Genomic DNA, 12905 nt, shown 5'->3' with positions numbered 1-12905 from the left:
AAAATTTAATAATAAAATTGTTTTGCGGAAAAACTATGCTAAATTACTAATTTTTGTATAATATATAAAATTATAGGAGGGATAAATTATGCAAGTGTTTGATAAACAATTTACTGAACTAACAGTTAATGAACTTTTTGCCATTCTTAAGTTACGAGCACAAGTTTTTAATGGAGAACAGCAGAGTTCTTATCCTGATCCAGACAATAGCGACTTAATTGCGCATCATGTTTTTGCGACTGCTGATGGTGAAGTAGTGGCCTATGCACGTTATTTTATTCAGAATGATGTTGTAACTTTTGGCCGCGTAGTTGTGGCTCCACAAGCACGCGGGATTGGTTTAGGTGGAAAGATTATTGAACATTTATTAAGTGGAATCAAAGTGAATTTCCCCAACTTTAAGATAACTATTCATGCTCAAGCCTATGTTGAAGACTTTTATAAAAAATATGGTTTTGCATCTGTTGGTGACCATTTTATAGAGGCTGAGCGTGAGCATGTTACGATGGTTCATGAACCGTTAAACGATATTTATGACAAATAATATAATGAAAGCAAATCAAATTGGCTCTATTAACTATATAAGAACCTTGAAACAAAGCGGCCTTAATGCTCATAAACAGCTTGACTTAATTATTAATCACCATTTACAAGCTTATATTGATAACTATGGATTTCTTCAATTTTCACCAACTGTATATCAATTTTCACCGCAGTTAGCCCCCACCAGTTTTTTCTATCCTTATTTTCGTGATCTAGTTGTGACGGCTTATTCAGGGAAGAAAGGGCTAAAAGCAGATTTATTAGGACGCAAAATTCATTTATTTCGCAGTTATCTTGATCGGCAAAACATCGCTTTTATTCGTCGATATCAGTGCCCTTCTCTTTCACCAGAAGCGACAGATTTTCAACGATTGCTTTCCTATGCTCACGACAATCACTTTAAATTGGATTTTAAAACTGGTGCTAATTACCATAATCGTTACCATCATAAATTTATTTACCCCTCGAATATGAAGGTTCAATTAGTTCGTAATTCGTATCGTCGGTATGCTAATCCAGCCCGAATGATTGAATTTATTGTTGATATCGAAACAGGAAATTTTATTAGTCAATGGAATATTTATCGCTTTGATAACCAAGGAAGGGTTGATTCAGACCCCACACATTATTCGACCAATCAATTACGGCAAATTGCGGATACAGAATCTTTTAACTATGGAATTCCCTATGGAGATTATTATATAACTGGTAAATATCGGCACACTCATCAACGTCTTGATATTACTCAACCAACCGATAGTCAGCTTCGAAAGGTCGCTAAAAAATATTGGCAGGCACCTAGTGATTATGATGATGGCGGTAATTATGCTGACTTAGTAAAAAATATGCAGGATGTTATCGCATGGCGAGGTGTTCCAGATTCGCAACGAATAAAGGCTTATGCTGATTATGTCAATTCATTAAAAGAACATCATTGTAAAAATAGCGGAATTAATCATTTCTTTGCTAAGAATAAAGCGTATCAGCAATTTTATGTTCCTTGGTGGCGGAGATTGATATAATTAAGGACAGAAAGCGTTAATCTATGTTAAAGTTATTATCCAGTAAAATAATTAAGTTATTATTGTCTATTATGTTCCAAAAGTGTTATTGTTGAATTTGAATAAAATGATTGATTGGAGGGATTCTTGGATGGGAACCGATTATGATCAACTTAAAGCAGCTTTAAAAGAACCGTCATTAAATGCCAAACTTTTTTCTTCACAGTTTGGTTTAGAGGCAAAGAAGCACCGAATTTTGACCAATGGGCGGGCAAGTCGTTATCCATATCCTGAAGATCTGCGTTCACGGCAATATAATATTTATTTGAACTCAGGCTATACGGATGACATGATGGACTTTGAAACGGGTCCAGTTGTTGGCGCTAAAAATGCAGTCCGGCAACTAAAAATGTTAGAGCAGATTGTTATCTCGCATTTACGGAGTGATGAACGATTGTGGCCGTTAAGTATGGCGCCAGGACCGACTTATCAGCATGACCTTGAATATTTACAAACTGCATTTACTAAGAAATGGGACCAAGAAACACATGATTATCTAGGTAAAAAATACGGTATTGTCCAAGAAATCTTGGGGGATGTTCATGTTAATTTCAGTTTGGATAGTGAATTAATCAACGAGATTTATCACCGCTTTTATGCGGATCGATATCCAAACCGCATTGATTTTCAAAATCATCTTTACTTTAAATTGGCGCAAAACTTTTACCTTTATCAATGGTTATTTACATACTTATATGGCGCGAGTCCAATTTCTAAAGATATGCCGCATAGTATTCCTGAGGATTTGAAGTTGCCAGTTCGTAGTTTACGTTGTAGTGATTATGGGGATGACAATTTTACCAATGAGCAAGTTACCTATACTTCCTACGACCAGCATTTTACAGAACTAAAGCATTTCATGGATAATGGTACTTACTATAGTATGAAAGAATTCTTTGGCCCAGTGCGATTGCGACGACATAACCATGATATGCATGATATTGATGGGGCTTTGCATGAAGGTATTGATTATCTTGAGTTTCGTAATTTCGACCTTGATCCGTTGTCACGGACAGGAATTAGTGATGATACAATTAACTTTCTTGAATTAATGCTTTTAAATAGCATTCTTTCACCATTACCTGATAACTTAGAAGAGCGCCTAGCAGAAGCAAAAAAGCGGAATAATGAAGTGGCCTTACAAAAACCGAAAGAGCAATTACCATGGATGCATGAAGAAGCAATGCAGTTAATCGCAGAGTTGCAAAACTTTATTGTTGAGTTTAATGCTCCGCGAGAATACCAGCTTGCTTTGAAGTTTGTACAACGACGAGTGGATGATCCTTCGCTAACTCTTAGCGGTCAGTTAGCAGATCAACTTGAAAATGGTGATTTATTATCATTTGGGTTAAAAATTGCCAATGATCGTTACACGAAAAATATTAATTTCCAACATCCATTGCAAGCAATCAGCGATGTTTACTCAGATGATGTTCAACAATTGGTTAAAGCTGCCATTGAGTTAGGTGTCCAAATAGACTTGCAACCAACGCAAGTAGTATTATATGTAGGAGATCATCAAGAAAGCTATCATGCTCAAGCAACTTTTGATTTCTCAAAGGGTGCTCGTGATGTAATTCTTAGTGATTTTCCAGAAGTTCAGGATTTTCAGGAAAAGTAAAAAAGAGACTGAGGAGATTATTTCCTAGTCTCTATCTTTTTAAAGTAGGGTAATAACCTTGTTTTCACTTTCGTTATTTCCCGGGAAATAGAAAGAAGCGCTAAAAATGAGAAAGATTGGAATTATTGGCCTCGGTCATGTGGGTGAAATGCTAGCCAACCAATTAGTAATGAACGGAAAAGTTGATGAATTAGTTTTGATTGATGAAAAAGATCAACTAGCTATTGCAATTCAGGCCGATTTAAATGATGCCCAAACGGTTTTAGCGACCCACACAAAAATAATTATTCAAGATTACGCTACCTTAGCCGATGCGGATGTCCTTATTACCGCCTTTGGAAAGAGTGCTTTGATGAAGCAACAACCAATGGCTGAGCTTGAGACCAGCTATCAGCAGGCCTTACAAGTTGGTAATAAGATTTTTAAGAGTGATTTTAGTGGGATCTTAATTAACCTTACTAATCCTAATGAGGCAATTACTGCTGTTCTCCAGCAAAAAGTTGGCTTGCCGCAAAAGCAAGTAATTGGGATTGGAACGGTTGTTGAAACTGCGCGCCTTTATCGGGCAATTGCAGAAGTCGCAAAGGTCGCTGCTGCCAATGTAACTGGCTTTGTCTATGGTCAACACGATGGTCATCAGGTATTTGCTTGGTCAACTGTTCGTGTGAATGGCCAACCCTTAACTGCGGCAATCAATGGTCATCACCTAGATCAAAGTCAGCTTAAAATTAAGGCGAACCTTAGTAATTGGTACACTCTCGATGGATTAGGATATAATGTTAGTGCTGTTACTGCTTGGACTCTCCGAATTATTACGGCAATTTTTGCGGATGAACAATTAGCGTTGCCGGTTGCAATTTATCAGCCGCAGTATTCAACCTACATCAGTTTTCCGGCGTTAATTGGTCGGCAAGGGATTGGCAACCTCCTCCTCTTAAAGCTTTACCCATTTGAAGAAGAGGAGATTAAGAGTTCGGCAGCAACAATTAAGCATCAATTAGATTCTCTAAAAAATATTAAAGGGGAGTAGTTGTATGATCAAACGAATTGCAGTTTATTGTGGTGCGCGTGATGGAAATGATCCGGCATTTAATCATGAAGCACAACGATTTGGTGAATGGCTAGTCCAACACGATATTGAATTGGTTTATGGTGCCGGTGCGTTTGGCTTGATGGGAACCCTTGCTCGGACAGTCTTGCAAAATGGGGGCGTTGTTCACGGGGTAATTACTACTGAATTAGCTGAACGTGGAGCTATCTATAACGAATTAACCGATGTAAGGATTGTTCGTAATATGGATATTCGCAAGCAAACGATGATGGATCTTGCCGATGGGTTATTAGCTTTTCCTGGTGGCTTTGGAACATTAGAGGAAATTACTGAAGCCGCTTCATGGACAACAGTTGGGGATAATCATAAGCCAGTTGCTTTTTACAACTTTAATGGCTTTTATGATTCGTTAAACGACCTATTTAAACAAATGAATAAGGCGGGCTTTGTAGAAGATCCTTATTTGAATAGTATCTGTTTTAGTGACCAGTTTGACCAGATTTTGGCATTTATGCAAAACTATAAGGCACCGGCACATCGCCAGTACGCTCGAAAATAATTTAAAAATAAAAACGTGAGTGGGAATTAACTTTCTCGACAAGGCGGTGGGCTAAGTCCGAACGGTGATTAGCACGGCACGGGCTGATTATCGTTCGGACTTAGCCTCGAGCCTTGTAGTTACGACGCGAAGCTAGCCTACGAGGATTTCCACGATATCGTAACAACATTCGTATAAAAAATGAGGCCGTTGAAAAAACAAAAGTTTTTTCTCAGCCTCGCCAACATTATTTTAATGGTTGAATAGTATAAACTTGGTCATCAGCTTCATCGGTTAATGAAACTGGCCGTTGTTCATTTGCCCGAATAGTAATGTGATAACCAAACCGATCAAGGAAAACTAACTTATCAGGTTTGATTTGTTGAACCGTTGCCGGAATGATTTGGTTATCGATACCGAGCTTTAATTCAGGAGAGATGGTTATTTTATGAGAGCGATCTCGTTCTTTATCATAATATTGCCATGTGCCCGCATAAAAGATAGGTAACGAGATCGTATTATTGCTTTTCTTCGCACGACTGAACCCTAAAGTACTGGTGAGTCCAGCCATTAGTCCCGCGCCGAAAAGTAACATTCCTTTTTTTCTCATATTTTATCAGTCTCCTCAATTAAGTGATAAGTCATTCTATAACATAACTAATTATACACACATTTCTATTATCAGAAGATTTCATTTCTGTTAAAAACGCGCAATAATTGTTAAAATTAAATGTAAGCAAAGAAATATTTGAAAAGGAAGAGTTGATTTTATGCTAAAACTTGGTGTTATTGGAACAAATATTATTACTGATCAGATGCTAGATGCGGCCAAGACAACTGGGAAATATGAATTGACTGCTGTCTATTCTCGGACATTAGAGCACGCTGAGAAGTTTGGTAAGTCATATGGAGCAACTGAATTTTATGATGACATTGATAAGTTCTTTGAAGAGGGCGACTTTGATGTTGTTTATATTGCTTCACCAAATAGTTTGCACTATCAACAAGCACGGAAAGCAATCGAAAATGATAAATTTATCATTGTTGAAAAACCAGCCTTCGTAAATCCAAGTGAATACAGTGCAATTGAATCATTATTAGCAGCCCACCCTAAGGCTCGTTTGGTTGAAGCAGCTCGTCATATCCATACCAAGATTTATCAAGCTGCCTTGAAGAAAGTTGATGAGATGAAGGAACATTACGTTCAAGGCGCAACCATCACTGTAATGAAATACTCATCGCGTTTTGACAAAGTTCTTAATGGCAGTAAACCATATCCAAATATCTTTACCCTTAAGTATGCAGGAGGAGCATTAATGGACCTCGGTGTATATGCTGTTTATGGTGCCGTTACTATTTATGGTGAACCAGAATCTGTAGTTTACTTCCCAACTCTTACTAAAACTGGGGTTGATGGTAAAGGGGTTGCAATCCTTAACTATGACAAATTTACTGTCACTTTAAACTTCGGTAAGACTGCCAACTCTCACCTCTATTCTGAAGTTTACGGCTTGAAGGATACCTTAGTCTTTGATAGTATTTTTGATACGCGAAAGGTTACTTACTATGATGCTGACCAAAATGCGCACCCAATCGAAGCACCAGTTGAAGAAAATTCAATGACTGATGAAATGAATGATTTCGCAGACCTCTTTAACAATCCTGATGATGAAGAGGAAATGAAGAAGTACAAGCATTGGTTAGAATTATCTAAGACGGTCAACTCAGTTATGTACTCCCTTCGTCAATCTGCTCAACTAGTTTTCCCATCTGATAACGATCAAGAATAGGATGATTTAATTTGATCGAACAATTTCAAAAACACTTTGATGAAAAATACAAGCAGCCCACAGCAATCCAAAAAGCAGTTGCGCCGGCATTAAAGACTGACCAATCTGTCCTTGGAATAGCACCGACTGGCTCTGGAAAGACCCTAGCTTTTACGTTGCCACTCTTGCCTAAGATTATGCCAGGCGAGGGAACTCAATTATTGGTTCTAGCACCTTCTCAGGAATTGGCAATCCAAACAACGAAAGTAATCCGTGAATGGGCAACCTTAATTGGTGTTAGCGTTCAATCACTGACAGGAGGGGCAAATTTACGGCGACAAGTTATAAATTTGCACCAACACCCGGATGTTGTGGTGGGGACTCCTGGACGGGTACTCCATATGCTTGATAACCACCACTTAAAGCTCGGCCATCTAATGACAATGGTTATTGATGAAGCTGATGACATGCTTCAAGACGATACTTTAGCCGTCGTGGAAGATATTGAGCGTGCAACCCCGTTATCTACTCAATTAGCATTCTTCTCTGCTACCAAATCTCCTGTTCTGGACGAATTGAACGTGATGTTTGGTCGCGATATTGAAACTATTGATGTTCGTGATGAAGATACTTCTCAGGGACCGGTAGAACATGGTTACTTAAGTGCACGAACCAATGCGCAAAAAACAGCAACTTTACGCCGGTTGACGAGTATTAAAGATTTTCGGGCGCTTGTCTTCTTCAACAGTACCCGTACCCTTAATTATGCTGCAAGTCGGTTGCGACACGAACATGTTCCAGTCGATACCTTGGGTGGTAGGCAGAAACAAGTACAACGGGAAAAAGCAATGCGGATGTTTCGGAAGCGGCAAATCAAGTTGTTGTTGACGACGGATTTGGCAGCTCGGGGCATTGATATTCCTAAATTGCCGGCTGTTATTAACTTTGACTTACCAACATCGCTCAATACCTATATTCATCGGGTTGGCCGTACTGGGCGACAGGGAGAACCGGGATTAGCACTTAGTTTAGGTGATGATCATGATATTCGTGACCTTAAGAAGCTGCTTGCTGATAGTGACTATGAACTAACTAAGCTCTACATTGGTGATAATAAATTAACCAACCAGAAACCAGAAGAGGGTCAACGGGTGGTTTCAATCAAAAAGCAGGCTAGTCGTCACTTGCAAAAAGAACAATTAAGTGGGGAAACCCATAAAAAGATGAATCAAACTCTCAGTGGATTCTCTAAGCCAAAGGAACGGCGAAAGAAAAAGAATCGCAAAAATAAAGGAATTCGTTTGAAGCATCGTCGTAAAAATAACGAAAACTAAAAAAGAATAATTACCGTCTTTACGAAATCCTTCGTAAATGCGATAATATTCTTTAGTTTGGTCCTATAGTATAATTGGATAGTACATCCGCCTCCTAAGCGGTCGATTCCGGTTCAAATCCGGATGGGACCATTTGATAATGCACTGTCGACGTGATTGCTTTGTTTAGTGATTACGTCTTTTTTATTAGAAACTGAAGGGAGAGTCATTAATGCAGCCACCATATAAGATTATGTTTTTGTTTGGTACGCGGGCCGAGGTTTTGAAGTTGGCGCCGATCATTAGATTGATGTATCAAAATCCTGCGACCTGGCAACCGGTTCTTGTTGCAACGGGAAATTCACAATTATTAAATGACACGTTGGCATATTTGGATTTTCAAATTGATTTCAGTGTTGATTTATCGAACACAACAAGCACAAATGAAGTCGAGTTGCTGAGCCAGCTTTTACATAACTTAAATAATGTGATTAATGCCGGACAACCAGATATGATCCTTGTGGCTGGTGATGCTACTACAACTTTAGCTGCCAGCTTAATTAGCTTTTATCATCATATTTCACTTGGCCATGTCGAAGCTGGTTTGCGTACTTATGAACGGTATTCGCCATTCCCTGATGAAATGCATCGGCGCCTTACAGATAATCTAGCAGACCTTTATTTTGCGCCAACGACAAGTGCCCGCGATAATTTATTGCAAGAGCACCATCCAGCAAAACGAATCTATGTTACTGGAAATACTTCAATTGATAGCGTGAAGCATAATTTACAAGAAGATTTTACGCATCCTTTACTGCAGTCCATCCCAGCAGATAATCGGATTTTATTAATGACAATGCGGCGCAAAGATAACCTCGGCGCCCCCATGAAGCGTGTTTTCCATACAATGCGTGATATTGTGGAAACTAACAACAATCTTGACCTGATATTTCCTGTCTATCCTCATCCAGAAGAAGAATTACTGGCTAATGATATTTTAGGAGATCATGACCGGATTCATCTTATTACACCATTAAATCATCATGATTTCTTAAATATTGCTGCCCGGAGTTCGATTCTGTTAACTGATTCAGGCGGTTTGCAGGAAGAAGCTCCAGCATTGCATCGCCCTCTTTTGCTTTTACGTGATGAAACAGAACGTCAAGAAGCGGTCAGCCTAGGGGGCGTAAAAATTGTTGGTACTGATCCGACAACGATTCAACAAGCGGTTTTTGAATTGTTAAATGATGAGAAGAAGTATCGGCAAATGGAACTAGCGGAAGTACCATTTGGAGATGGGCACGCAAGCGAAAAGATTCTTAAAATTGTTGAAAAATACTTATCACAACAATAAAAAAGGTGAATAAGAGAGCTTTTTATGTAAAAGAGTAGTCTCTTATTCACCTTTAGTTTGCTTTAGGTGGTCGTAATGATCCACGTTTAACGATAATTGGTAATTGCTTTAGGGCATTGTAAACATGATGAAGTTCCGTCTCTGCTTTCTTCTTATCAATTCCTTTAGCAGTCATAACAGCATCAGCAGCTTGCGCATAATTACGCTTATATTCTTGATTGATTTTATTCCAATCAACTCCAGCAAATTGTTGAGCTAATTCCTTATCATAAGGTAACTTTCCTTGAAGCATCAGGACAGCAATTCCGGGATAGCCAAGATAGCCTTGCCAGTATGAGGCATTGTCATTTGAAGTATAGGTATTGTCGTGAAAGGTGACGGTATAAGTTTTCGCTTCATTAGAAGAGGTTACGAGTGCTTGATCGTTTTCAAGTTTAACGTGACCGTCAGCAATTGCTGTATAAGCTTCTAATATTTTTTCAATTGGTGGGAATTTTTTCATCATTTTAGGTCAGTCCCTTCTTAATATTTATTATAGTTGGGATTCTCAAAATAAATAAAAAATTCGCACTGTAAGTTTACAGTCCGAATCCTATCATTTATTTATCTGCAATATCGCGATTATCTTTGAAGATTAACCACTTTGAGAAAATATAATTAGCAATTATCACAATGACATTATCAATAAATTTAACGATAAATTGTTGGAGAGGATCATTGAATCCTAATAAAGAAACCCCAACATACATAATAATTATATCTAATACAAGTGTGAGGCCTCGGTAGAAATAGAACCGAAGAAACTCAACAATAAAGTCACTAACAGTAGTGTAATGTGATCCAAATACCCAGACTTTATTAGTGAAGTAAGCTACTAAAACCGATAGAAACCAGGCAATAACATTAGCTACTTGATAATTCCAATGGATCCCAGAACTCAAAATCTGGAACACTGCTAAGTTAACCACCGTTGTGACAACGCCCCAGAAAAGGTAGGCGATGATTGACTTATATTTTACCCACAGATCCTTAATCATTCAGTTTAGCCGCCTTTTCTACTAATTGCTTAGCGAAGGCATCGAGCTTTTGAATGTCTTCTTCATCTGGTGCGAGGTTGATTTTAACATTTTCAGCGCCCTTAGTTGCCCCTGTCTTGGCAAGAGCATCCCCAAATTTATCGACGGCAACACAGAAGTCATCCCCATAGAAAGTATCACCAGAGCCGGCAACTCCGTAAACTTTGCCTGCTAGTTGTTCTTCTTGCAAGTCTTCATAAAAGTCAATTCCTTCTTCTGGAAGAGCTCCCTCATCGTAAGTATAAGGACAGATCACACAAATATCAGCTTCTTCAAAGTCAGCTGGATCAGCCATTGTCATTTCAACTTCATCGACTTCTACTCCTAAATCTTCAAGAGCGTCAGTAATGATATCCGCAACGTCTTCATTATTACCTGTAATGGTTGCGTATACTACAAGTGCTTTTGCCATTTTATAACCTCCATTAAATCTATAACGTTCATATAGTATAGCACGGTTTGCGATATCAGGGCAGACAAGTGGTATACTATTTATGTTAGATTGTAAATAAGGAGATCGCGAAAATGATTAGTTTAAAATCACCTCGAGAAATCGATGCAATGGAAAAGGCCGGGGCAGCCTTAGCGGCAATGCACCTTGGCCTTCGTAAAATTATTAAGCCGGGCGTCTCAAGTTGGAAGATTGAAGAATTCGCTCGGAAATACTTCAAGGCTGCTGGAGCTAAAGCTGAACAAATTGGTTTTGAAGGATACAAGTATGCTACCTGTGTTAGTGTTAATGATGAAATTTGTCACGGATTCCCTCGTAAGAAGTTAATCTTAAAGAAAGGCGACTTAGTAAAGGTTGATACGGTTGTCAGTGTTGACGGTGCTTTCAGTGATTCTTGCTGGAGCTATGCGGTAGGAGAAGTTTCTCCTGAAATCCAAAAGTTAATGGACGTTACTAAGAAGTCACTGTTTATGGGAATTGACCAATGTGTTCCTGGTAACCGGATCGGTGATATTGGTGCAGTTATTCAACACTACACAGAAGATGAGAATGGCTATGGGGATGTCCGTGAATTTGTTGGTCATGGTATTCAACCAACAATGCATGAAGATCCAATGGTGCCTCACTACGGCGAACACGGTCAAGGAATCCGTCTTCGTAATGGGATGACCATTACTGTTGAACCAATGATTAACACCGGTACGTGGGAAGCTGATACCAGTGATCCAAGTGGTTGGCTTGCTAAGACTGCTGATGGTGGTTGGAGTTGCCAATACGAGCATACCTTAGTTATTACGAATGACGGTCCGAAGATTTTGACGTCTCAGGATCCGGAAGCAGATGCTGATTATATGTACGATGATAATTATGCTAAGTACTTGGAACATTACCGGGAGATCGCAGAAAAGGTTGCTAAACAGTTTGAAAATTAGTTGCCTGGTAACAGAAAAAGGATGTTAGAAAACTTTTGCATGTTTCTAACATCCTTTTTTAACGCTAATCATATTGATGCATATACTTTGAAAGCCGCTTTAAGCCTTCTTTTAGGGTTGGCTCTGGTGCACAGTAGCCGAGGCGAACGTGACCCGGAGTATCAAAAGCATCGCCGGGCACGAGGAGAACCCCTTCATCATGGAGCAAATTTTCACAGAAGGTATGAATATCAATTGGCACATCAAGCTTTGGGAAGGATGTGGAGACTGCTTGTGGCATAATGACACTTGCTCGGTCTTCATGGTCAATCCAATCCTTATAGATAGCGAGGTTGCCAAGAACTAACTTCCGGTTCCGGGCGAGAACCTGATCACGGTGACGTAAGACATAGGTAGCTAGCTGGTCGTTAAAGACTCCTCCACAGATCATGGTGTAATCACGGAATTTACGGAAGACATTGGCAACTTCAGCGTTAGTCGCAGTCCAACCGATCCGAACCCCTGGCACCGAATAAGTTTTTGAAAGAGAATTAGTAGAGATTCCCTTATCATAAAGGTCAATAATCTGGGCAAACTTTTCGGGGTGATCGAGGGGCAGGTAGACTTCATCAACAAGAACATAGGCATCGACTGACTTAGCAATTTCAACAACTTGTTCGAGAAATTCTTTATCCAGAACTGTTCCTGTTGGATTATTCGCGTTGTTTAGACAAATCATTTTAGTATTAGGTTTAACCATCGCTTTTAGGTCATCGATTCGTGGGTACCAATCGTCTTCTTCATGAATATGCCAGTAATCAACATTTGCACCTAATGATTTAGGAATATCGTAGAGTTGTTGGTAAGAAGGATATTCGGCAATTACATGGTCGCCGGGATTAATTAGGGCATAGAGGGCTAAAATGTTTGCCCCAGTGGCGCCATTTGTTTGCAAGATATTTTCTGGATCAACATGGTGATACAGTTTAGCAACTTCTTCTTTAAACTCAGGTGATCCTTCAATCCATCCGTAGTTCATTTGCTGCTTATCAAGCATCTCATAAAACTCTTTGCCATTGTTACCATCTAAATTTAAGAGATCGTGCATACTCAAAGAAGCGATTGTACTCTGCGAAATATCATAAGTTGCGCTCTTTTCCCACTTATTTAGCCATGCTTCGACACCAAAATGTGCTATTTCTACCATAATCTTTTTC

14 protein-coding genes and 1 tRNA gene are annotated in these 12905 nt (G+C 39.1%); 10 read left to right on the top strand and 5 right to left on the bottom strand.

The window, feature by feature from the left end; translation table 11 throughout:
- The first annotated feature begins 88 nt into the window (after positions 1-88).
- From CBG10_RS08460 to CBG10_RS08440, 5 genes are all read left to right on the top strand, one after another.
- The gene (locus CBG10_RS08460; protein ID WP_065867086.1) at positions 89-544 is read left to right on the top strand and encodes a GNAT family N-acetyltransferase; all 456 of its coding nucleotides are present in this window, start codon (positions 89-91) and stop codon (positions 542-544) included.
- Entirely contained in the window at positions 534-1565 is a 1032-nt protein-coding gene (locus CBG10_RS08455) for a DUF3114 domain-containing protein (RefSeq protein ID WP_094512331.1), read from the top strand. The genes CBG10_RS08460 and CBG10_RS08455 overlap by 11 nt, the downstream gene beginning before the upstream one ends.
- A gap of 130 nt (positions 1566-1695) precedes the next feature.
- Entirely contained in the window at positions 1696-3225 is a 1530-nt protein-coding gene (locus CBG10_RS08450; RefSeq protein WP_094508160.1) for a glutamate--cysteine ligase, read from the top strand.
- 106 nt (positions 3226-3331) lie between these two features.
- A complete protein-coding gene (locus tag CBG10_RS08445) occupies positions 3332-4255 on the top strand; it encodes a lactate/malate family dehydrogenase (protein WP_094512330.1) in 924 nt (307 codons plus the stop codon).
- A 4-nt stretch (positions 4256-4259) separates the two neighbouring features.
- Entirely contained in the window at positions 4260-4835 is a 576-nt protein-coding gene (locus tag CBG10_RS08440) for an LOG family protein (protein ID WP_019251480.1), read from the top strand.
- 226 nt (positions 4836-5061) lie between these two features.
- Here the strand turns inward: CBG10_RS08440 and CBG10_RS08435 are convergent, their stop codons facing one another.
- Positions 5062-5424, bottom strand: a complete 363-nt coding sequence (locus CBG10_RS08435; RefSeq protein WP_003670659.1) for a DUF4828 domain-containing protein — start codon at positions 5422-5424, stop codon at positions 5062-5064.
- A gap of 160 nt (positions 5425-5584) precedes the next feature.
- On the opposite strand from CBG10_RS08435, the gene CBG10_RS08430 reads away from it, so the two are divergent.
- The 4 genes from CBG10_RS08430 (at position 5585) to wecB (ending at position 9250) form a co-directional block, all read left to right on the top strand.
- Complete coding sequence (locus CBG10_RS08430) at positions 5585-6604, top strand: Gfo/Idh/MocA family protein (protein WP_094512328.1); 1020 nt, start codon at positions 5585-5587, stop codon at positions 6602-6604.
- Between the two features lie 11 nt (positions 6605-6615).
- Positions 6616-7917 carry a DEAD/DEAH box helicase gene (locus CBG10_RS08425; protein WP_094512327.1) on the top strand — a complete coding sequence of 434 codons (1302 nt, stop codon included), beginning with the start codon at positions 6616-6618 and terminating at the stop codon, positions 7915-7917.
- Between the two features lie 59 nt (positions 7918-7976).
- A tRNA-Arg gene (locus CBG10_RS08420) sits at positions 7977-8049 on the top strand.
- 79 nt (positions 8050-8128) lie between these two features.
- Positions 8129-9250: a non-hydrolyzing UDP-N-acetylglucosamine 2-epimerase gene (wecB, locus tag CBG10_RS08415; RefSeq protein WP_094512326.1), complete on the top strand. Its 1122-nt coding sequence runs from the start codon at positions 8129-8131 to the stop codon at positions 9248-9250.
- A gap of 52 nt (positions 9251-9302) precedes the next feature.
- Here wecB and CBG10_RS08410 read toward each other — a convergent pair whose 3' ends face one another.
- The 3 genes from CBG10_RS08410 to CBG10_RS08400 all read right to left on the bottom strand — a co-directional run bounded on the left by CBG10_RS08410 (position 9303) and on the right by CBG10_RS08400 (position 10738).
- On the bottom strand, positions 9303-9755 hold the full coding sequence (locus tag CBG10_RS08410; protein WP_094512324.1) for a hypothetical protein: 453 nt from the start codon (positions 9753-9755) through the stop codon (positions 9303-9305).
- 94 nt (positions 9756-9849) lie between these two features.
- Positions 9850-10287: a GtrA family protein gene (locus tag CBG10_RS08405; RefSeq protein ID WP_094512323.1), complete on the bottom strand. Its 438-nt coding sequence runs from the start codon at positions 10285-10287 to the stop codon at positions 9850-9852.
- Positions 10280-10738: a flavodoxin gene (locus CBG10_RS08400; protein ID WP_003674777.1), complete on the bottom strand. Its 459-nt coding sequence runs from the start codon at positions 10736-10738 to the stop codon at positions 10280-10282. The genes CBG10_RS08405 and CBG10_RS08400 overlap by 8 nt, the downstream gene beginning before the upstream one ends.
- A 113-nt stretch (positions 10739-10851) precedes the next feature.
- Between CBG10_RS08400 and map the strand changes: the two genes are divergently transcribed.
- The gene (map, locus tag CBG10_RS08395; protein ID WP_065867079.1) at positions 10852-11709 is read left to right on the top strand and encodes a type I methionyl aminopeptidase; all 858 of its coding nucleotides are present in this window, start codon (positions 10852-10854) and stop codon (positions 11707-11709) included.
- Between the two features lie 64 nt (positions 11710-11773).
- On the opposite strand, the gene CBG10_RS08390 is transcribed toward map, so the two are convergent.
- Positions 11774-12895, bottom strand: a complete 1122-nt coding sequence (locus CBG10_RS08390; protein ID WP_094512322.1) for an aminotransferase — start codon at positions 12893-12895, stop codon at positions 11774-11776.
- Positions 12896-12905: the final 10 nt, after the last annotated feature.

Source organism: Limosilactobacillus reuteri, from assembly GCF_002254085.1.
Classification (GTDB): Bacteria; Bacillota; Bacilli; order Lactobacillales; family Lactobacillaceae; genus Limosilactobacillus; species Limosilactobacillus reuteri_K.
The sequence above is the reverse complement of the archived record's forward strand: the minus strand, read 5'-3'. Positions and strand labels throughout refer to the sequence as shown.